Annotated in this window: 23 protein-coding genes, 1 tRNA gene, 1 pseudogene and 1 riboswitch; of the genes and pseudogenes, 18 read left to right on the forward strand and 7 right to left on the reverse strand. The window is 42.3% G+C overall.

Annotation, left to right across the window (positions count from 1 at the left end; genetic code table 11):
* The first annotated feature begins 236 nt into the window (after positions 1 to 236).
* From LC048_RS24930 to LC048_RS24940, 3 genes are read left to right on the forward strand one after another with little or no spacing between them, the layout of a single operon-like run.
* A complete protein-coding gene (locus LC048_RS24930; protein WP_371932001.1) occupies positions 237 to 845 on the forward strand; it encodes an SAM-dependent methyltransferase in 609 nt (202 codons plus the stop codon).
* A gap of 19 nt (positions 846 to 864) precedes the next feature.
* Entirely contained in the window at positions 865 to 1,032 is a 168-nt protein-coding gene (locus LC048_RS24935; protein ID WP_371932002.1) for an SAM-dependent methyltransferase, read from the forward strand.
* Positions 1,022 to 1,330, forward strand: a complete 309-nt coding sequence (locus LC048_RS24940) for an SAM-dependent methyltransferase (protein ID WP_371932003.1) — start codon at positions 1,022 to 1,024, stop codon at positions 1,328 to 1,330. The genes LC048_RS24935 and LC048_RS24940 overlap by 11 nt, the downstream gene beginning before the upstream one ends.
* Before the next feature lie 67 nt (positions 1,331 to 1,397).
* Here the strand turns inward: LC048_RS24940 and LC048_RS05400 are convergent, their stop codons facing one another.
* On the reverse strand, positions 1,398 to 1,643 hold the full coding sequence (locus tag LC048_RS05400) for a DUF2626 domain-containing protein (protein WP_226602050.1): 246 nt from the start codon (positions 1,641 to 1,643) through the stop codon (positions 1,398 to 1,400).
* A gap of 79 nt (positions 1,644 to 1,722) precedes the next feature.
* The gene (locus LC048_RS05405; protein WP_226602051.1) at positions 1,723 to 2,424 is read right to left on the reverse strand and encodes a helix-turn-helix transcriptional regulator; all 702 of its coding nucleotides are present in this window, start codon (positions 2,422 to 2,424) and stop codon (positions 1,723 to 1,725) included.
* A gap of 192 nt (positions 2,425 to 2,616) precedes the next feature.
* On the opposite strand from LC048_RS05405, the gene LC048_RS05410 reads away from it, so the two are divergent.
* Positions 2,617 to 2,970: a Spx/MgsR family RNA polymerase-binding regulatory protein gene (locus LC048_RS05410; protein WP_226602052.1), complete on the forward strand. Its 354-nt coding sequence runs from the start codon at positions 2,617 to 2,619 to the stop codon at positions 2,968 to 2,970.
* Positions 2,971 to 3,009: 39 nt separating this feature from the next.
* Here the strand turns inward: LC048_RS05410 and LC048_RS05415 are convergent.
* Positions 3,010 to 3,081 (reverse strand) — tRNA-Gln (locus LC048_RS05415).
* Positions 3,082 to 3,174: 93 nt separating this feature from the next.
* On the opposite strand from LC048_RS05415, the gene comGA reads away from it, so the two are divergent.
* Genes comGA through LC048_RS05460 form a run of 9 tightly spaced genes read left to right on the forward strand, consistent with a single transcriptional unit; the run spans position 3,175 to position 7,964 of the window.
* Entirely contained in the window at positions 3,175 to 4,293 is a 1,119-nt protein-coding gene (gene comGA / locus LC048_RS05420) for a competence type IV pilus ATPase ComGA (RefSeq protein WP_306049652.1), read from the forward strand.
* On the forward strand, positions 4,280 to 5,311 hold the full coding sequence (comGB, locus tag LC048_RS05425; protein WP_306049655.1) for a competence type IV pilus assembly protein ComGB: 1,032 nt from the start codon (positions 4,280 to 4,282) through the stop codon (positions 5,309 to 5,311). Before comGA ends, comGB begins: the two co-directional genes overlap by 14 nt.
* Positions 5,312 to 5,349: 38 nt before the next feature.
* Positions 5,350 to 5,667, forward strand: coding sequence for a competence type IV pilus major pilin ComGC (gene comGC, locus LC048_RS05430; RefSeq protein ID WP_226602054.1), 318 nt, complete (start codon positions 5,350 to 5,352; stop codon positions 5,665 to 5,667).
* A complete protein-coding gene (comGD, locus tag LC048_RS05435; RefSeq protein WP_306050447.1) occupies positions 5,667 to 6,107 on the forward strand; it encodes a competence type IV pilus minor pilin ComGD in 441 nt (146 codons plus the stop codon). Before comGC ends, comGD begins: the two co-directional genes overlap by 1 nt.
* Entirely contained in the window at positions 6,091 to 6,423 is a 333-nt protein-coding gene (locus LC048_RS05440; protein WP_226602056.1) for a hypothetical protein, read from the forward strand. The genes comGD and LC048_RS05440 overlap by 17 nt, the downstream gene beginning before the upstream one ends.
* Positions 6,377 to 6,850 (forward strand): competence type IV pilus minor pilin ComGF, encoded by a 474-nt coding sequence (gene comGF / locus LC048_RS05445; protein ID WP_226602057.1) that lies wholly within the window; start codon positions 6,377 to 6,379, stop codon positions 6,848 to 6,850. Before LC048_RS05440 ends, comGF begins: the two co-directional genes overlap by 47 nt.
* Before the next feature lie 29 nt (positions 6,851 to 6,879).
* A complete protein-coding gene (gene comGG, locus LC048_RS05450) occupies positions 6,880 to 7,221 on the forward strand; it encodes a competence type IV pilus minor pilin ComGG (RefSeq protein ID WP_306050450.1) in 342 nt (113 codons plus the stop codon).
* A 15-nt stretch (positions 7,222 to 7,236) separates the two neighbouring features.
* Positions 7,237 to 7,737 carry a shikimate kinase gene (locus LC048_RS05455; RefSeq protein ID WP_226602058.1) on the forward strand — a complete coding sequence of 167 codons (501 nt, stop codon included), beginning with the start codon at positions 7,237 to 7,239 and terminating at the stop codon, positions 7,735 to 7,737.
* Between the two features lie 41 nt (positions 7,738 to 7,778).
* Positions 7,779 to 7,964: a YqzE family protein gene (locus tag LC048_RS05460; protein ID WP_226602059.1), complete on the forward strand. Its 186-nt coding sequence runs from the start codon at positions 7,779 to 7,781 to the stop codon at positions 7,962 to 7,964.
* Positions 7,965 to 8,094: 130 nt separating this feature from the next.
* Here the strand turns inward: LC048_RS05460 and LC048_RS05465 are convergent, their stop codons facing one another.
* The 3 genes from LC048_RS05465 to LC048_RS05475 all read right to left on the reverse strand — a co-directional run bounded on the left by LC048_RS05465 (position 8,095) and on the right by LC048_RS05475 (position 10,856).
* A complete protein-coding gene (locus tag LC048_RS05465) occupies positions 8,095 to 8,232 on the reverse strand; it encodes a hypothetical protein (RefSeq protein WP_226602060.1) in 138 nt (45 codons plus the stop codon).
* A 169-nt stretch (positions 8,233 to 8,401) separates the two neighbouring features.
* Positions 8,402 to 9,190: a YqhG family protein gene (locus tag LC048_RS05470; RefSeq protein ID WP_226602061.1), complete on the reverse strand. Its 789-nt coding sequence runs from the start codon at positions 9,188 to 9,190 to the stop codon at positions 8,402 to 8,404.
* Positions 9,168 to 10,856 (reverse strand): DEAD/DEAH box helicase, encoded by a 1,689-nt coding sequence (locus LC048_RS05475; protein ID WP_226602062.1) that lies wholly within the window; start codon positions 10,854 to 10,856, stop codon positions 9,168 to 9,170. The genes LC048_RS05470 and LC048_RS05475 overlap by 23 nt, the downstream gene beginning before the upstream one ends.
* 172 nt (positions 10,857 to 11,028) lie before the next feature.
* Positions 11,029 to 11,117, forward strand: a riboswitch (glycine riboswitch).
* A gap of 218 nt (positions 11,118 to 11,335) precedes the next feature.
* Between LC048_RS05475 and gcvT the strand changes: the two genes are divergently transcribed.
* The 3 genes from gcvT to gcvPB are packed head-to-tail and all read left to right on the forward strand — an operon-like array spanning position 11,336 to position 15,262.
* Positions 11,336 to 12,430: a glycine cleavage system aminomethyltransferase GcvT gene (gene gcvT, locus LC048_RS05480; protein WP_306049658.1), complete on the forward strand. Its 1,095-nt coding sequence runs from the start codon at positions 11,336 to 11,338 to the stop codon at positions 12,428 to 12,430.
* A 29-nt stretch (positions 12,431 to 12,459) separates the two neighbouring features.
* On the forward strand, positions 12,460 to 13,806 hold the full coding sequence (gene gcvPA / locus LC048_RS05485) for an aminomethyl-transferring glycine dehydrogenase subunit GcvPA (protein WP_226602064.1): 1,347 nt from the start codon (positions 12,460 to 12,462) through the stop codon (positions 13,804 to 13,806).
* Positions 13,799 to 15,262 (forward strand): aminomethyl-transferring glycine dehydrogenase subunit GcvPB, encoded by a 1,464-nt coding sequence (gcvPB, locus tag LC048_RS05490; RefSeq protein ID WP_306049660.1) that lies wholly within the window; start codon positions 13,799 to 13,801, stop codon positions 15,260 to 15,262. Before gcvPA ends, gcvPB begins: the two co-directional genes overlap by 8 nt.
* A gap of 801 nt (positions 15,263 to 16,063) precedes the next feature.
* On the opposite strand, the gene LC048_RS05495 is transcribed toward gcvPB, so the two are convergent.
* The gene (locus LC048_RS05495; protein ID WP_226602066.1) at positions 16,064 to 16,444 is read right to left on the reverse strand and encodes a rhodanese-like domain-containing protein; all 381 of its coding nucleotides are present in this window, start codon (positions 16,442 to 16,444) and stop codon (positions 16,064 to 16,066) included.
* Positions 16,445 to 16,619: 175 nt separating this feature from the next.
* Here LC048_RS05495 and LC048_RS05500 point away from each other — a divergent pair, with 175 nt between their 5' ends.
* Both LC048_RS05500 and LC048_RS05505 read left to right on the forward strand, forming a co-directional pair.
* A complete protein-coding gene (locus LC048_RS05500) occupies positions 16,620 to 17,456 on the forward strand; it encodes a lipoate--protein ligase family protein (protein WP_226602067.1) in 837 nt (278 codons plus the stop codon).
* Between the two features lie 356 nt (positions 17,457 to 17,812).
* Positions 17,813 to 18,604: pseudogene (locus LC048_RS05505) on the forward strand (ribonucleotide reductase N-terminal alpha domain-containing protein); the annotation flags it as partial.
* Positions 18,605 to 18,645 lie beyond the last annotated feature (41 nt).

The raw sequence follows: 18,645 nt of genomic DNA on the forward strand, positions 1-18,645 counted from the left end.
TTGGGCGGACCGAAGCGACTCGAGGGGCTAGGCTCTGGAGCTGGATTAAGAAAACCCGTATAGTTATCCTTTATAATTTTCCTAGTAAGCAAGGAAAGCCCTTCTCAAAGAGAAGGGCTTTCCTGGGGGGATGTTCTATTCATATCATGGGAGGGGATATAGTTAAGCTACTACTAAAACAATATAATATCAAAAACACTATGTCAATAGTGAAAACTTTTTTTCGAGGAGTTAATATGAAAGAAATTATTAGACAGATTATTGACGCTTCTCCGGAGAAAATGATTTCATATGCTGAGTATATGGAACAGGCACTCTATCACCCGGAGGAAGGTTATTACATAAAGGAACGCCAAAAAATCGGCAAAGAAGGAGACTTTTATACTTCCAGCAATGTTTCCGATGTATACGGCAAATTGATAGGGAAATGGTTTGCGAAACATTCAAGAAAACTGGGTCTGCCGCCATCTGTTTGTGAAGTAGGAGCAGGGAATGGCCGGTTTGCACGGGCATTTATTCAGGGTTGGAATGAATTGAATGATGAGAGGCTGACCTACTCTATCATTGAAGCCAGCCCTTATCATCGTAAGCTTCAAGAAGCGGAGTTGAAAGGGCTAGAAGAAGTGAAGATCCTTTACGCTAGTACTTTTGCAGATACGGGCATGAAACAAGGACTGATTTTTTCGAATGAATTATTTGATGCTTTCCCAGTCCATGTCGTCGAAAAAAGTGAGGGTATCGTGAGAGAAGTTTTCGTGGGCCTTGATTATGGATGTTTAAAAGAAATCATGGTTCCGGTAAAGGATGAACGGATTATCTCTTTTTTTAAAGGACCAAGAACTTGAACTGGCAGAAGGACAAAGAATGGAGATTCCGCTTGCTTATGAACCGTTCATTAAATCTATCTCCGAAAACTTAACAAAAGGCCTCGTGTTGACTGTCGATTACGGATACACGAAAGAAGAATGGATGAACCCATCGAGGAGGCCGTGGGAGCTTAAGGGGATATTATCAGCATCAGATGCATCATGATGTTTTGCAGCATCCGGGAGAGATGGATATTACTAGTCATGTGCATTTTGATGTACTCAAATTAATTGGGGAGAAATACAGCCTGAACTTTATGCAAAAAATGAGACAGGATGAGTTCCTTCTAGCTGCAGGCATTTTAGAAGAGCTTGCTGACCACAATGACCCTAATCCGTTTTCTGCTGAAAGTAAGCGAAATCGCGCTATACGAAGTCTGATCTTGCCAGGGGGCATCAGCCAGTCCTTTGATGTCGTTGTTCAAACGAAGGGGCTGGATCATACAAGTGGGAAATTATTTTAATATACGCGTATCAAATAAAAAAAGCGATGTATAAACATCGCTTTTTTTATTTGAGCGTAACAATTGATCAATGTCCAGCTCCACCTAAAGGCATCATAAATGTTGACCAGTAAGTAAATCCAGCAAAGAAAACCGTTAAGTATGCGCCGAAAACGTAGATGTACATACGCTCAGACAGTTTCAAGTAACTTAAAAGCAAGAAAAATCCAGTTTGACCAAAGAAAATCAAGGACGTCGTATACATGTGACCCAAGAAAAACATCACAGCAAAGATTCCCGTCCAGAATCCTAAAACTCTGTACATACGATCCAAAGATATCCCTCCTTTACCCTACAAGTCCATCACTATCATATTATAAAGTAAAGTGGAGTGAAAAGTAAACAAGGATTGATTATTGTGCAATAACAGCTTGATAGGAACAAGAGTCACAGCCTGTGAACATGTTCTCTTTTTCGATCAGCTCGATATCACCAAACAGGGATTCGAACATTCCACGCAAAAATTCATAGTGCATATTGCACACTGTTTCTGTATGTTCCATTGCGACTTCCTTGAAAGGACAGTTGAATATCTGGAAGTAAATCTTAGTCTTTTCGCTGTTAGTTTCGAATTCAGGATAAAAACCAGCTAGGGTCGCAGCATTCTTGATTGAGTTCAGTTTATGCTCAAACGTCATTTCAGCTGACATATGTGGGTGTCGGGTGACTTCTTGTTCAATCAGTTCTTCCCCGAAACGTTTTCCTGTCATATACAATGCTTTTTTTCCTGCTTCTCCAAGCGACATCATTGTTGTCATTAGGATCTTCGACAATAGCTGGTAATCCCGGAATGGGAAGTGAAGCTGGATCACTTCATCGGACAGTCGGTATAGTCTGCTTGGACGTCCTCCTTTTCCAGTCTTTTTCGTTTCTGAAATCAGCATGTTCACATCTTCAAGTTTCGATAAATGCAGCCTTGCCACATTTGGATGGATATCAAAATTGTCGGCGATTTCCTGGACAGTGACGTCCTTATGTCTTTTTGTAATGTATTGATAAATATAATAACGCGTTGGGTCAGACAAAACACTTGTAATCTTTAATGTTTGCTCCATCTTAGTTCACCTCAGACCACTAATTTGCCTTCATTATAATACAGAGGAAAATAAGGTTTACACTGTTTGCACTATATGTTTAGAAAATGTTCACAACTAAATGGCGAAATGATGACAAAATAGTATACAAAAGTTATACAAAAGTTATACAATGTGTATATAAGATAATTCGATCGCCGGGAGGTTAACTTAATGGAAGAGCTGACGTTTTATTCATATCCAAGCTGTACTTCATGCCGTAAAACAAAAAAATGGCTGGTTTCAAACAGCGTAAAATTCAATGAACGCCATATGTTCAGAGATACTCCAACAAAAAAAGAACTTCTGCAGATTTTATCGCTCACGACTGAAGGCTTTGATGAACTGCTTGCAACAAGGGGAGAAACTTACAAAAATTTGGGAGTGGATATGGAAGACCTGCCGCTTTCAGAAGTAATCAGACTCGTCATAAAGGAACCGAAGCTGCTTAGACGGCCGATTTTGACTGATGGCAAAAAGTTGATTGTTGGATTTAACCCTGATGCCTTGAAAAAAATCGGGAAATAAATGAAAAAACGGAAGCACAACGCTTCCGTTTTTTGTGTACTGGGCTAGCTGGATTCGAACCAACGCATGACGGAGTCAAAGTCCGTTGCCTTACCGCTTGGCTATAGCCCAATAATTGCACTTGCTGACGTTACGCTAGTTATTATGATAAGAATTGTCACTTTTTATACACATTTAAATCGGATTTCTTGCAGGAAAGGAAAAGTGTATGACGAAATCTTTCTCTATATCCGAAAAAGGTGGTGCATCCTTATTGTTAAATCAATCGAACAGCTAGCGGATAATGTTTTGAAAGATGCTTTTAGAAGTGGCGCGTCGGACATTCATATTATCCCCCGTGAAAAAGACACACTGATTAAATTCAGGCTCGGTAATCAGCTGCTTCCCCGGTACACGCTTGACCAGGCTGATTGTGAACGGCTCATATCCCACTTCAAATTTACAGCATCAATGGATATTGGTGAAAAAAGACGGCCTCAAAGTGGTGCGTTTACTTATCAATATCAAGAAATGAAGATTGGCTTAAGGATCTCTACGCTTCCAGCCTACCAGAGTGAAAGCATGGTCATCCGTCTCCTTCCCGAACAAAACCAAACTCCTTCATACCAAATTTCATTATTCCCATCCACATCAAAAAAACTGATTTCCCTACTTAAACACGCACATGGTTTGATTATTTTTACTGGCCCGACAGGCAGTGGCAAGACGACAACTTTATATTCGATGCTTTCTGAAACCTCGGATTTGGTGAATCGTAATGTCATTACGCTAGAAGATCCAATCGAAAAGCCGAGTGACACAGTGCTGCAGGTCCAGGTCAATGAACGCGCCGGAATATCATATTCTGCCGGACTGAAAGCAATCCTCCGGCATGACCCGGATATTATAATGGTTGGGGAAATTCGGGATAAAGAGACTGCTGAAACGGCGATAAGAGCAGCGCTCACAGGACATCTTGTCCTGACAACGATGCATACAAGGGATGCCAGAGGAGCGATTTACAGGCTGATTGAATTCGGGATTAATTGGCTTGAGATTGAACAAACATTGATCGCAGTTACGGCACAGAGACTCGTTGAGCTGACTTGCCCTTACTGCGAAGGTACATGTTCGCCATTTTGCTATTCATCAGGCAGCGGCAAAAGAGGAAATGTTTTTGAAATCCTTACCGGGAAGGATTTATCTGCAGTACTGAAGGAAGCAAGAGGGGAACTCCAGAGCTATCATTATAAAACTCTCAAAGATGCAATCCGTAAAGGCATCGCGCTGGGGTTCATCAAGGAATCAGAATACCAGAGGTGGGTTCTCAATGATGGAGAGTAAGTGGACTGTCGCTGAACAGGCCCGGTTCCTCAAAAGGAGTGGGGAACTGCTGTCACGGGGTTATTCTTTGGCGGAAGCGATGGAATCCATGACTTTTTACTTGGAGAAAAATAGGAAAGAGGAGGTTAAAAGAAGCCTTGAAAAGCTGCGTGAGGGCTTTCCCTTATATTTGATTCTTGCAGAATTGAAATTTAAAAAAGACCTGGTCAGCTATGTTTACTTTGCCGAGCAGCATGGCGGACTGGACCGTACCTTATCAGAGGGCAGCGACATGGTCCTTAAGCGGGAAGCAGATTACCAGAGATTAAAAAGGCTTGGCGCATATCCAATATTTCTAGTATTGCTTACGTTTATATTGTTTTTTTTCGTCAACAGGGTTTTGCTGCCGAAATTCAATTCACTTTTCACAGACATGAATCTTGCCCCCAATATTTTTATGGAAACCATCGCAGCGGCAGCTAATATTCTTCCTTTCATGCTCTATTTTCTTCTTAGTCTCACTACATTTCTTGTCTTATACTACCTCATTAGCTTTAAGAACCTTCACCCACTAAAACAAAAATTGATGCTTGTGAAGCTGCCGTTTGCTGGCAAATTTATCAGGCTTTTTTACTCACACTATTTCTCGGTTCAGCTAAGCTATTTGTTTTCTGGCGGCCTTTCAGTGCTTGCTGCATTGAAGGTGTTCGAGCAAAATCTCCATGAACCTTTTTCAAGGGAATTAGGCAAGGATTTGATTTCGAAGTTGGCTGCCGGGCAAGATTTTGACAGAGCAGTGGGAGAGTACCAGTTTTTTGAAGCTGAGCTTTCGAGGATCATCAGGCATGGACAAAAAAATGGCAAGCTTGACCAGGAGCTTTATTTTTACAGCAGGCATTGCCTGAAAGAACTCGAAGAAAAAACGGAAAAGGTGCTGAAAACAGTGCAGCCCATTTTATACAGCTTCATTGGCCTGATTGTCGTTTCACTGTATCTAGCCATCTTGTTGCCGATGTTCCAAATGATGAAAGGGATTTAAGCATTTTCTTAATGCGAAAATATAAAGGAGAATAGAGGATGAAAAATCAAAAGGGCTTTACTTTAATTGAAATGATGATTGTTTTATTCGTAATTTCCGTACTTCTTATCATTACAGTCCCCAATATATCTTCACATAGTTCTAATATCAATAAGAAGGGCTGCGAGGCTTATATGAAAATGGTCGAAGCCCAGGTACAGGCGTACAAAATTGATAAAAATGGGACTCCTACGATTGCGCAGCTTCAGAGTGGGGGTTACTTAAAAGGTGAAGCAGCCGCTTGTCCTGACGGAACTGCAATTGAGATTACTGCAGAAGGGATTGTTCAGAAATCTTCAACTACACCTGGCTCATGATGAACAACTCTGACGGTTTTACATTGGTCGAAATGCTGATTGTACTTTCAGCCTTCCTGATGCTTACCCTCACATCAACCTTCCTGTTTTCACCCCAAAAGGACATGCTTGAAAAGGATCTTTTCTTTTCGCAATTAAGAACCGACCTTCTATACAGCCAGCAATATGCGATCTCCCATCAAGAAACAATTACTGTCCATATCATGCCGGAAAATAATTATTACTATATCCGCGGAACCGATTATGCTGCACCGTATTTGTCCCAGAGACATTATTCTTCAAGAATCAAGCTGAAAAAAGGGACGATGAATCTGGTATTTCACTACATGCCTGATGGGAATATCGATAGCTTCGGGTCTTTATATGTCACAGCCGGTTCGAAGAAATACAAGTTAATGATCCAAATTGGAAAGGGAAGGTTCTATGTTTTGGAGGAATGATGGTTTTTTCCTTAGTGAAATGCTGCTATCACTGGCTGCGTTTTTGATGGGTAGTGCAATATTGCTGCCGATTGCCATTCATGTCATCAACCAGACAGTGGAGTCCGAAAAAAAAGCAACAGCGATCAATTTATTGTATGACGAACTGATGTACTTAAAAATCACAGGTGTATATTCTGGGAGAAGAGAGATTGAACAGAATGGCGATCAGTATGAAGTGGTGGTCACTAAGATTGAGGAAGATTCTTCGTGGGAGGTTTGTATTCATTATGATCTATTACAGAAGCAATATGAAAAATGTGCTCCCGCAGAGTGAGAAAGGCTTCACCATGGTTGAAATGCTTTTATCTGTACTGCTATTTTTGCTGATCGTCTCAATGCTGCCGTTAGGTATGAAAATTATCCTTGATAATCGTGTAGCTGATACTGCAGTAAGGAAGATGGAGTGGGAGGTCTTCAGCAGCCAGGTGAAAAAGGAAATCCGGTCAGCACAGCAGCTTACAGTCCAGTCTGATAAGCTTTTGATGAAGGTTGATGGGCAATTCATTCTTTATGAAAAATATGCTTCCAGTATGAGGAGGAGAGTGAATTATCAGGGGCATGAAATTTTGGTCCAAAATCTATCCAGCTTCAGCTTTGGCAAAATAGCTGATGGTGTCGAGATAAAGGCAAAGAGTGTACAAGGAGGGAATTATTCTGTTAGGATACACCAATTTTATCAAACGGGGGGTGTGGAGCCATAAATCAAAAAGGTTTTATGTATCCGCTAACGATGATCTTTTTGCTACTGATTTCCTTTTATTTACTGATACTGACCGAGAATTATCTAGCAGGGAAAAGATTCGCGAATGAAACAGAGACAATACGATTACAGGAGTACTATATGATGTGTTCGGTAAAACAGGCTGCGACCATGCTGAAGGAGGGCAATTTACCGGCTTCAGGCATATTGACCTATGAGTTAGGGAATGTTGCCTATCAGAGACAACCTCTGTCAGTAAGTTTGGATGAAGTGACATTCAACCTTAACCTTGACAGTGGGGAAAAGGCTCTTGGCATTGGCCAATATGACAAGGTGACTGGTGCGATGGTAAGATGGAGAGAAAAGAATTGACGGGTGATTATGTTAATGAAAGCTGTATATTTAATTGGGTTCATGGGATCTGGCAAGACGACGGTATCACATGAATTGGCCAAAAAGCTGAAAGTGGCTTTATTTGACACAGACCAGGAGATTGTCAAATTGGCCGGAAAGACAATAAATGAAATTTTTGCAATTGATGGTGAAGAGTATTTTCGTGAAATGGAGTCTAAGGTTTTACATGCTATGCCTCTAGTTGATGCCGTTGTCTCCACAGGAGGAGGAATTATTGGCTGCGAAAGGAACAGGTTGTTCTTAAAAGAAAAAATGAATGTAGCCTTCTTGAATGCGAATTTCAATACCATCATGGAGAGACTGAAAGATGATGATACCAGGCCGTTATTAAGTCATGACAATCTGAATGCTGCTGAAAAACTGTACAAACTCAGACTCCCACTATATCGAGAGTCAGCAAATATTGAGGTCGATGCCTCTGGTAAATCAGTTTCAATGATCGCCGATGAAATCATCCAGCGTATGAAAAAGTAAGTCATGGTTATACTTGTTAACGTATGAAGGATGGTGTAACCATGAAAACAAATGATTATGTTAAATACCTTACCCAGACTGTTGTAAAATATATTGACCAGCCGAAAGAAGAACGCCGGAAGATGAAGCAGGCGAAAAAAGAAGCAGAAGCTACCTTTTTGTTCAGGTGGTTTGGTATCCTGCCGTTCATGTTAATGTCGAGCATAAAAAAGAAAAAGAAGAGATAATTTGAAAACCCGGCTAAATCGATAGCCGGGTTTGTTTTTGTTAAAGTGTCCAGCTCCAGCGCCTAGCCCCTCGAGTCGCTGGTCTAGCTACGGCTCCTAACTCCTCGAGACGCTTGTCTAGTGTCGCCTCCTAGAAACCCGAAACTTCAACTCCGCCGGCAGAAGCAAAAAGCGCTTCTTTGTCGGAGTCTCCAGTTTCTGCGTTTCTGGGCAGTCGGCTATACTTTTCGATTTCGGTCCTGCCAATGAAGTCAAAGAACGACTTCACTGTCAGGCCCTCCAGCGCTTGTCGGGGCTGACCAAGGCGCTGGCGCTTTTCTTAACCAGGAATTTATAAAGTTATTGAGGTGTAGATAACTCCATGAAGTTTTCTTAATCCAGCTTCAGCGGCTAACCTCTCGAATCGCATGTGCTTATTATTCTTGCATCAGGATCACTCATATAGCATTTTCGGTTAAATAAAATAATCCGCCGTTGACGATTGCGATATTGACCTTAGGTTCATATTGCTCTTGTAAGGCGGCTTTTTCGGTGTTAAAACTATCAGTTTCTTCATCCTCGTCCTCATAAAAGTGATGAAGCAATTCCAGGTCCTTCTGCCAGCGTTTTCTTGCCTCTTCAGCCCAGGTATGATCCTCTTGTTCTACCCTTGTTGTCAAAAAAGACTGGATTCTGTTTACACCACTTTTTGGCCTTATTAATGGAGAAAGTGTATAGGCATAATCCGGAATCTTTGAATTCAACGGCAGCTTCAATATTTTGTCATGAAAGTCTTCTACCATCATTCCGTTGATCAGCTGCAGACCAATCGAATGGAATACATCCCGCTTCCTGTCACATTGATACGATATTTTCACATTCAACCCTATCCAGGGAATAAGCGGTGTTTGAGTAGGAAATTGGTTGCTTTGATACAATCGGATAAACCTGGCAAGATTTTTTGTCGATGCAAAAATCTGATGAAGGCGAGGAGACCCGAAATGGATGACCTCACCTTTGATATCATCTGGTGCTTTCTGTTTATTGGTAATGAAGGTCAGCTTCATTGGATTAGGAACACCGCCTGTTTTCTCGAGGTAATGCCAGTAAAACGGGCGGTTCATCAATTCCTTATCGAGATCAACAGTTAACTGGACTGTCATATACCCCTTGTCATTCTCCATTAATTCACAGTTATTAGCTGTAAAATATCTCTCGAGAAAATTATGGATTTCCTGTTGCTGCATGCTGCTGTCCCTCCTTCATTTCCTCTGCGAACTGAATCATTGATGTCAGGTTTTCCATTTTGATCCGAATCTCACCTTCAGAATTTGATTTTCCGAAAATATCGGTCAAATGATCTTCGATATTGCCAAATTCCAATTTCGTCAGTATATCGTCAAGTTCACCGATGACTTTTTCAAACAGATTGATTTTTTCGTATAACAGTTTCAGTACATGTTCTTCTACCGTATCTTTTGTCGCGAAATTATAAATTTTAACATCTTTCTCCTGCCCAAGGCGATGTATTCTTCCGATTCTTTGTTCAAGCCTCATCGGATTCCAGGGAAGATCAAAGTTGATGATATGGCTGCAGAATTGGAGATTAATCCCTTCGCCGCCAGCCTCTGTTGCGATCAACACCTGGACATTCTTCTGGAAAAGCTCCCTCATCCAATCCTTTTTCCCGCGTTTGAATCCTCCTCGAAAAGGAACAGAAGTGATGCCATTTTGCTTCAAAAACCATTGAAGGTATAGCTGAGTGGCCCTGTATTCCGTAAAAATAATCACTTTGTCATTAATCTGCTGTATTAATTCAAGTGCTTTTTCGGCCTTAGAGTTTTTCGTAACCGCCTCAACGCGTTTTATCAGCTGGGCGATAGTATTCTGGAATCCCACCGAAGGATTTTCTTGTCTCTGAAGCATGTTCCTGAGGGTGTAGAATACAGCTTCCCTGCTGCTGCAAGCTTCCCGTTGAAGTGTCATTAACGAGAATTGACTGGAGCTAAGACCGGCTTCTGATCCTCTTAAAGATTGAACCGAATCGTACAGTGCACGTTCTTCTTCTGAGAAGTAGATAGGAATGGTCTCTACATGGCGTTTAGTCCATTCGATTCCCGTATCGGAGCGCCTGTTGCGGATCATGACTTTATTGACTAGCTCTCTAAGGTGTTCATCATCATTAACAGACCTGGCATCCTTCTTATACTTATCATAGAACACCGATTCACTGCCCAGATGTCCTGGTTTTAAGAGTGAAACGAGATTGAAAATTTCTTCAATCCGATTTTGTATCGGTGTCGCTGTCAGCAGAAGACAAAATCTTTTCTTAAGATTTTGGACAAATTCATAGTTTTTTGTTTTGTTATTTTTTAGCTTGTGAGCTTCATCAATAATGATAAGGTCATAATTTAAGTTGTTGATGATTTCCTTGTGTGGCGCCCTTTTGGCTGTGTCGATTGATGAAACGACAACATCGCATTGCTCCCATACATAACTTTTCTTTTGCGCAATAGCAGGAATATGGAATTTTGTATTAAGTTCCATGGCCCACTGCGAGACAAGGGATGCAGGAACAAGAATCAATACTTTTTTGACCAGGCCTCTGATCATGTATTCTTTCAAAATCAATCCAGCCTCGATTGTTTTCCCAAGGCCGACTTCATCGGCCAGTATTGCTTTTCCGTTCATGTTTTCAACGACTTGTTTCGCGACCTCCAGCTGATGTGGCAAAGGAGTAAGTTGAGGCAGATGCGCTGGTGCCTGAAGTCCTTCGAATTCCGGGATAATTGTATGTTTTTCTATCTCAACGGCAAGCTTATAAAGCTCCCAATTTCCCCATGGGCCGTCATTCTCATTTCTTTCAGCCATCTCGTCCTGCCAGGAAGAATCAAAGTTAATTTGAACGGTCATTTTATCCACCTCTTTTAATGTATAAATATATTGCCGAAATTGGCTCTCTAATGGTAGGATGAAGTTAGCTTTTGAATGTTTTGAAATTTGTCATTTTATAGACTTAAATAGTCAGTTTACAGACATGTAATAACGTCTAGCATGCCCAATTGTGAAAATAATATTAATGCGGATGACAACAAGGGGAGAGACTACTTACGTAGCGCCGAAGGAGCAAGCAATCTTTGTGAATCTCTCAGGCAAAAGAACTCTTGTTTGACGCATCTCTGGAGAGCGCTTTTTTAGTGGGAGCCACCAAAGGGGAAAGCCTTTAAAGGTAAACTTTCAGGTGAAAGGACAGAGACCTTCTCAGATTCAGAGGGGGTACTCTGTCCTTTTTTATGGCTTCATTGGCGCAGGGGAACCAGTAACAATTTTGACCGCTTTAAAACCCGTTTTGTAAACTGATTTTTTTTCTATAGGACGAAGGGGGATACATAATGACTGAATTAAAACGAACGCCGCTATTTGAAGTGTACAAGGAATACGGCGGGAAGACGGTTGATTTTGGAGGCTGGGAGCTTCCGGTCCAATTTTCAAGCATCAAAGAAGAGCATGAAGCAGTAAGGACAAAATCTGGTCTATTCGATGTTTCCCATATGGGAGAAATTGAAGTGAAAGGCTCCGATAGTCTGGACTATTTACAAAAGATGATGACAAATGATGTTTCAAAACTTAAAAACGGCGGTGCCCAATACACAGCGATGTGTTATGAGACCGGCGGCACTGTTGATGATTTATTGGTCTATAAACTTGAGGATGAGCATTACCTTCTCGTTGTGAATGCCTCCAATATTGAAAAAGATTTTGAATGGATGCAGGATCATCTTGCAGGCAATGTGACAATCGAGAACTTGTCCGAAGGCATAGCCCAGCTTGCTCTGCAGGGACCCCTTGCTGAGGTAGTCCTTCAAAAGCTTACGGACCATGATCTTAGCTCAATCGGCTTTTTCAAATTCAGTGAGGAAGTTGATCTTAACGGCAAGAAAGCGCTTGTGTCACGAACAGGATATACAGGCGAGGATGGATTTGAAATTTACTGCGATTCAAAGGATGCTGTTAGCCTATGGAAAGAAATCCTTGACGCAGGCAAAGAAGAAGGAGTCATTCCATGCGGGCTTGGTGCCAGGGATACACTCCGCTTTGAAGCGAACCTTGCTCTGTATGGACAGGAACTTTCATCTGAGATCAGTCCGCTTGAAGCTGGAATAGGCTTTGCTGTGAAGCTAAATAAGGAAGCTGATTTCATTGGAAAAGAAGCACTTAAACAACAAAAAGAAAATGAACTGCCTAGAAAGCTTGTCGGCATTGAAATGATCGATCGCGGGATCCCTCGCCATGGATATCCCGTTTACAAAGGGGCTACTCGGATTGGCGAAGTCACGACGGGCACGCAATCACCGACGCTCAAGAAAAATATCGGGCTGGCACTGATTGATGCAAAGGAAACTGAGTTAGGAAATGAAGTGGAAGTTGAAATTCGCGGCAAACGCCTAAAAGCTGCTGTTTCAGCTACACCTTTTTATAAAAGATAAAAAGTAAAAGCCGGAGAGGGGAAAAAGTTATGAAGCATCGCTATTTACCGCTGACTGAAAGTGATAAAAACGCAATGTTGGAAAGCATCGGCGTTTCATCGATCGATGAATTATTCGGCGATATTCCTGAAAAAGTCCGTTTTGCCGGAGAATATAACATTAAACCAGCCAAGTCTGAAACAGCTCTTATGAAAGAACTGACAACAATGGCTGCGAAAAATGCCGATTTGAAAATGAACACTTCCTTTATCGGCGCTGGTGTCTACGACCATTACATTCCAGTGATTGTTGACCATGTCCTTTCACGTTCAGAGTTCTACACTGCTTATACACCATATCAGCCTGAGATTTCACAAGGGGAACTTCAGGCAATCTTTGAATTCCAGACCATGATCAGTGAATTGACTGGCATGGAGGTAGCGAATTCATCCATGTATGACGGAGGAACAGCTCTTGCTGAAGCAGCGATGCTGAGTGCAGGACATACAAGACGTAAAAAAGTCTTGATCTCAAGTGCTGTCCATCCTGAATACAAGGACGTAGTCAAATCATATGCAAAGGGACAGTACATCGATGTTGTGGAAGTACCGCATAAGGATGGCGTAACTGACCTTGAAGTGCTTAAGGATATGGCAAGTGAAGATGTCGCTGCTGTCATCGTTCAATATCCAAACTTCTTCGGCGGACTTGAATCAATGAAGGAAATCGAAGAAATCGTCCATGAAAATAAATCGTTGTTCGTTGTATCCAGCAACCCTCTTGCACTTGGAGCATTGACTCCTCCAGGGAAGTTCGGTGCTGATATCGTAACCGGAGATGCCCAGCCTTTTGGAATACCGACAGCATTCGGCGGTCCTCACTGCGGATATTTCGCTGTTTCTGGAAAGCTCATGAGAAAGGTTCCAGGCAGACTAGTCGGCCAGACGAAGGATGACCAGGGACGCCGGGGATTCGTATTGACGCTTCAGGCGAGAGAACAGCATATCCGCCGCGACAAAGCGACATCCAATATTTGCTCAAACCAGGCACTGAATGCACTGGCTGCATCAGTAGCGATGACGGCTCTTGGCAAAAAAGGCGTTCGTGAAATGGCTGTGGCCAATATCCAAAAAGCTCATTATGCGAAAAAGGCTTTTAAAGAGAATGGCTTCGAAATCGCATTCGAAGGACCTACTTTCAATGAGTTTGTCGTTAAGCTGAATAAGCCGGTTAAAGAAGTAAACCAAAAGCTTCTTGAACATGGCATTATCGGTGGCTATGACCTTGGACGCGATGATTCCAATCTCGAAAACCACATGCTTGTTGCGATAACAGAATTAAGAACAAAAGAAGAAATCGATACTTTTGTAAAGGAAATGGGGGATATCAATGCATAAGGAAGATCAGCCACTCATTTTTGAATTAAGCACACCGGGCCGTGTCGGCTACAGCCTTCCGGAAATGGATGTTCCAGAAGCCAATTTATCCGAGCTTTTGCCAGAAGGATTCCTTCGTGAAGAAGAACCAGAACTTCCTGAAGCTTCCGAGCTTGATATCATGCGCCATTACACTGCACTATCCAAGCGCAACCATGGTGTTGATTCCGGGTTCTATCCGCTTGGATCTTGTACGATGAAATACAATCCGAAGATGAATGAAAATGTTGCCCGCTTCAATGGTTTTGCCCATTTGCATCCACTGCAGGATGAAAGCTCCGTTCAGGGTGCTCTTGAATTGATGTACGACCTGCAGGAACACTTGATTGAAATTACTGGCATGGACGAGGTGACACTACAGCCGGCAGCTGGTGCACATGGCGAGTGGACGGGCTTGATGATGATCCGTGCTTATCACGAAGCAAATGGTGACGACAAGCGTACGAAGGTCATTGTTCCTGACTCTGCTCACGGAACAAACCCGGCATCCGCAACTGTAGCTGGTTTTGAAACAATCACTGTAAAATCAGATGAAAACGGTCTGGTCGATTTAGAAGACCTGAAGAAGGTTGTCGGTGAGGATACAGCTGCGTTGATGCTGACGAATCCGAACACCCTTGGTCTATTTGAAGAAAACATTCTTGAGATGGCTGAAATCGTCCACAGCGCAGGCGGCAAGCTTTATTATGATGGAGCAAACCTGAACGCTGTTATGTCCAAGGCACGCCCTGGCGACATGGGCTTTGATGTAGTTCACTTGAACCTTCATAAGACATTCACAGGCCCTCATGGCGGCGGAGGACCAGGTTCAGGCCCGGTCGGTGTAAAAGCAGACCTGATACCATTCCTGCCAAAGCCAATCGTGACGAAGCAGGATGGTGTTTATAAGTTCGATTACGACCGTCCGCAATCAATCGGAAGGGTGAAGCCATACTATGGCAACTTCGGCATCAATGTCCGCGCCTATACGTATATTCGTACAATGGGTCCAGATGACCTGAAAGCTGTTACGGAGTATGCTGTGTTGAACGCTAACTATATGATGAGAAGGCTTGCTGAGTACTATGACCTTCCATTTAACAGGCATTGCAAGCATGAATTCGTCCTTAGCGGCAAGCGCCAGAAGAAGTTAGGCGTTCGTACGTTGGATATCGCCAAACGCCTGTTAGACTTTGGCTACCATCCGCCGACGATCTACTTCCCATTGAATGTGGAAGAAGCGATCATGATCGAGCCGACTGAAACGGAATCCAAGGAAACCCTTGATGCCTTCATCGATGCGATGATTCAAATCGCCAGGGAAGCGGAAGAGAATCCGGAAATCGTCCAGGAAGCGCCACACTCCACAGTAGTAGGCCGTATGGATGAAACAACTGCTGCAAGGAAGCCGATCTTGCGCTACCAGAAAGCAGAATAATGAATTGATTGAGGGTCCTGCCGGTTTGTTTCGGCAGGACTTTATTGCATTTTTATCCCTTAAGGAAGCAAACCTGGCATGACTTCGGACAAAATCAAGAGCGGAGGCTGAGAATTTGTCTTAAGTTGGGGTGACTTCGGACAAATCTGAGAAGAGAAGCTGAGATTTTGTCCGAACCTGGTGTGACTTCGGACAAAATTAAGAGTGAAAGTCGAGATTTTGTCTGAACCCGGTATGACTTCGGACAAAAAGTCAAGGGAGCATTGAGATTTTGTCCGAACCTGGTGTGACTTCGGACAAAATTAAGAGTGAAAGCGGAGATTTTGTCTGAAGTTGGTGTGACTTCGGACAAAATTAAGAGTGAAAGCGGAGATTTTGTCTGAAGTTGGTGTGACTTCGGACAAAATTAAGAGTGAAAGTCGAGATTTTGTCTGAAGTTGGTGTGACTTCGGACAAAATTAAGAGTGAAAGCGGAGATTTTGTCTGAAGTTGGTGTGACTTCGGACAAAATTAAGAGTGAAAGTCGAGATTTTGTCTGAACCCGGTATGACTTCGGACAAAACTAAGAGGAAGAGCTAAGATTTTGTCCGAACCTGGTATAACTTCGGACAAAACTAAGAGGACAAGCAGAGATTTTGTCTGAACCTGATGTGACTTCGGACAAAACCAGGTGGATAAGCAAAAGTTTTGTCCGAACCTAGCATGAATTCTGTCTCTGGACTATTCAATATTACGGATTTCTAAAAAAAATACTAAACCCCCCAGCAATCATGCTGAGGGGTAATTTTATGGGATAATTGCTTATTTAGCTTTGACTTTGCCGCCCCATTTTTTGAAGCCGCCTTGAAGTTGGTTCAAGTCCTTATAGCCTTTTTTGTAAAGCAGCTGTGCAGCACGTCCGCTGCGTGATCCGCTCTGGCAGTATAGGTAGACAGGCTTGTCCGGCCTGATTTCCTTCAGGCGTGTCTTAAGCTGGGTAAGCGGGATATTTCTCGCGCCTAAAATGTGTCCACCAGCGAATTCATTTGGTTCACGGACATCGATTAGTTGCGCTTTGCGATAACCGGCTTTAAATTCTTCCTCTGTCAGGGTCTTGAGGATTTTCTTTTGGCGGAAATACATAAACACAGAGTAAAGAATAACCGCAACTGTTAGGACGATTAAAAAGATAAGTGTATCCAAAACATATTTCTCCTTTCAAGCTTAGCTGAGCCACTTTTAATTATATAAGCCTTCATGGCAGAGAGCAAAGGAAATTAATAAATTTCTTTAAATCAACTTGCTTTGCTTTTGAAATTTATTTTGTTAGACTAAAAAAATCTTAGCTTTAAACTATTTTAAATGGGGTTAAATTTGTATGAATAAAGAGGTATGGGGATTTATTGATTCAGGAGACTGTTCGCCTTCTTTTAACATGGCGCTGGATGAGGCCTTGCTTGATTGGCATGGTGCAGGAATAATTCCTCCGGTGGTCCGTTTCTATGGTTGGAACCCGGCGACACTATCAGTTGGTTATTTTCAAAAGATCGAAAGAGAAATTGATATGGAGGCTGTGAAGCAGCACGGTCTTGGTTTTGTAAGGAGACCTACTGGGGGCAGGGGCGTCCTGCATGAACATGAACTTACATACAGCGTAATTGTAACTGAAGAACACCCAGAAATGCCAAAAACAGTAACAGAAGCATACCGGGTGATATCGGAAGGGATTTTACAAGGGTTCCAAAAGTTAGGACTGGAAGCTTATTTTGCTGTACCAAAAACCTCTGCTGATAAAGAAACGTTGAAAAACCCGCGATCTGCAGTTTGTTTTGATGCTCCAAGCTGGTATGAGCTTGTTGTTGAGGGCCGTAAAGTAGCAGGCAGCGCACAGACCCGGCAAAAAGGGGTTATCCTTCAGCATGGTTCTATTTTGCTTGATTTAGATGAGGATAAGCTTTTCAGTTTATTCAAGTATCCGAATGACCGTGTTAAAGAGAGAATGCAGAAGGCCTTTAAAACAAAAGCTGTTGCCATTAATGAGATCAGCAACCGCAAGATTAATCTTGAAGAAGCGAAGAAAGCATTCAAGGAAGGTTTTGAAGATGGCTTGGGAATTATTTTGGAGCCATATAATTTAAGTCAAGATGAATTGGATTATGTAAATGCACTGGCTAAAAATAAGTACGAATCTGATGAGTGGAATTTTAAAAGATAAAAATATTTAAAAGCGGATTTTCCGCTTTTTTTTGTTTGTATCCAGTATTTTCTAGGTTTTGAGGATTTATAAAAAAGTGCAACCCTCGAAATTTGTTGTTTTTTATCATTTACTGGAGATATTCTATCTTTCTCTCTTTATATCTCTATTTTTTAATAGTTTTCAGGTTTGACAAAAACACTAACCTTTGACCTTAACACCATATATAGTATTGTCGAAAATTAAAAATACACTATATATTGATTTTTGGTGTTTCGATATGATAACGTAAGGGTAATTCAAAAATGCAGCTAGAATTACATACTTCTAGTAATACATTAGAGAAAAGATTTAAAACCGTAGAAGGAGTTGTAGAAATGTCTGTAACTATTGGACAAAAAATGAGCCTGGATGTTGAAAGCCTGAACAAGGATATTAAGCTGTTCCCGCAGGTTCACCCGATTACCTCTGATATGAAACTTACCCACAAAGGCGTCTCCCGTTTAGTCATGCTGGACCGCTATACTTTTAAAGACACTGAAAAAATTACTCTATCAAATGGTGACTTCGTCGTCCTCACTATCAAAGAGGATCCAAAGTTCCCGGCACGCGGACTTGGATTCATACAAGATATTGATTGGGAAAACAAAAAAGCTAAAGTGCTCGTGGATGAAGAATTCCGCGGTGTGCTGGATGACCCGGAAGAAGCAGCAACCGGCGTGATCACAAAGTCACTGGATGTCATCGAAAAGCCGTTGGAAGTATTCTACGAGCAAATCGCGAAACGTAATGCTACAGGCCTTGCAGCTGTTGAAAAGACTGAGGAAAAGCGCCAGGAATGGTTTGAGAAGTTCTATCAAGAGCTTGTATCGATGAACTTCATTCCTGCAGGCCGTGTTCTCTACGGTGCGGGTGCGGCAACAGACGTGACCTACTTCAACTGTTATGTCATGCCGTTTGTAAAAGATTCACGCGAAGGAATTTCCGAGCATCGTAAGCAGGTCATGGAAATCATGAGCCGCGGCGGCGGAGTAGGAACGAATGGTTCGACACTAAGGCCGCGCAACACACTAGCCAAGGGTGTAAACGGAAAATCATCCGGATCGGTTTCATGGCTTGATGACATAGCCAAGCTGACACATTTAGTTGAGCAGGGCGGGTCAAGACGTGGTAAAGCAGCTTAACGTGCCTCGTCTATAAATAAACCTCG

The sequence above is a fragment of the Mesobacillus subterraneus genome (genome assembly GCF_020524355.2).
Classification (GTDB): Bacteria; Bacillota; Bacilli; order Bacillales; family Cytobacillaceae; genus Mesobacillus; species Mesobacillus subterraneus_C.

Excerpts from the sequence above, each read along its gene's own strand:
- gcvPB (WP_306049660.1), top strand. The coding sequence starts at position 13,799 with ATGCATAAGGAAGATCAGCCACTCATTTTTGAATTAAGCACACCGGGC.
- LC048_RS05470 (WP_226602061.1), bottom strand. The coding sequence starts at position 9,190 with ATGCAGCAACAGGAAATCCATAATTTTCTCGAGAGATATTTTACAGCT.
- comGD (WP_306050447.1), top strand. The coding sequence starts at position 5,667 with ATGAACAACTCTGACGGTTTTACATTGGTCGAAATGCTGATTGTACTT.
- gcvPA (WP_226602064.1), top strand. The coding sequence starts at position 12,460 with ATGAAGCATCGCTATTTACCGCTGACTGAAAGTGATAAAAACGCAATG.
- LC048_RS24940 (WP_371932003.1), top strand. The coding sequence starts at position 1,022 with ATGCATCATGATGTTTTGCAGCATCCGGGAGAGATGGATATTACTAGT.
- comGB (WP_306049655.1), top strand. The coding sequence starts at position 4,280 with ATGATGGAGAGTAAGTGGACTGTCGCTGAACAGGCCCGGTTCCTCAAA.
- gcvT (WP_306049658.1), top strand. The coding sequence starts at position 11,336 with ATGACTGAATTAAAACGAACGCCGCTATTTGAAGTGTACAAGGAATAC.
- comGF (WP_226602057.1), top strand. The coding sequence starts at position 6,377 with ATGATCTATTACAGAAGCAATATGAAAAATGTGCTCCCGCAGAGTGAG.
- LC048_RS05500 (WP_226602067.1), top strand. The coding sequence starts at position 16,620 with ATGAATAAAGAGGTATGGGGATTTATTGATTCAGGAGACTGTTCGCCT.
- LC048_RS05460 (WP_226602059.1), top strand. The coding sequence starts at position 7,779 with ATGAAAACAAATGATTATGTTAAATACCTTACCCAGACTGTTGTAAAA.
- LC048_RS05440 (WP_226602056.1), top strand. The coding sequence starts at position 6,091 with ATGTTTTGGAGGAATGATGGTTTTTTCCTTAGTGAAATGCTGCTATCA.
- LC048_RS05455 (WP_226602058.1), top strand. The coding sequence starts at position 7,237 with ATGAAAGCTGTATATTTAATTGGGTTCATGGGATCTGGCAAGACGACG.
- LC048_RS24930 (WP_371932001.1), top strand. The coding sequence starts at position 237 with ATGAAAGAAATTATTAGACAGATTATTGACGCTTCTCCGGAGAAAATG.
- comGC (WP_226602054.1), top strand. The coding sequence starts at position 5,350 with ATGAAAAATCAAAAGGGCTTTACTTTAATTGAAATGATGATTGTTTTA.
- LC048_RS24935 (WP_371932002.1), top strand. The coding sequence starts at position 865 with ATGGAGATTCCGCTTGCTTATGAACCGTTCATTAAATCTATCTCCGAA.
- comGG (WP_306050450.1), top strand. The coding sequence starts at position 6,880 with ATGATCTTTTTGCTACTGATTTCCTTTTATTTACTGATACTGACCGAG.
- LC048_RS05410 (WP_226602052.1), top strand. The coding sequence starts at position 2,617 with ATGGAAGAGCTGACGTTTTATTCATATCCAAGCTGTACTTCATGCCGT.
- LC048_RS05405 (WP_226602051.1), bottom strand. The coding sequence starts at position 2,424 with ATGGAGCAAACATTAAAGATTACAAGTGTTTTGTCTGACCCAACGCGT.
- LC048_RS05475 (WP_226602062.1), bottom strand. The coding sequence starts at position 10,856 with ATGACCGTTCAAATTAACTTTGATTCTTCCTGGCAGGACGAGATGGCT.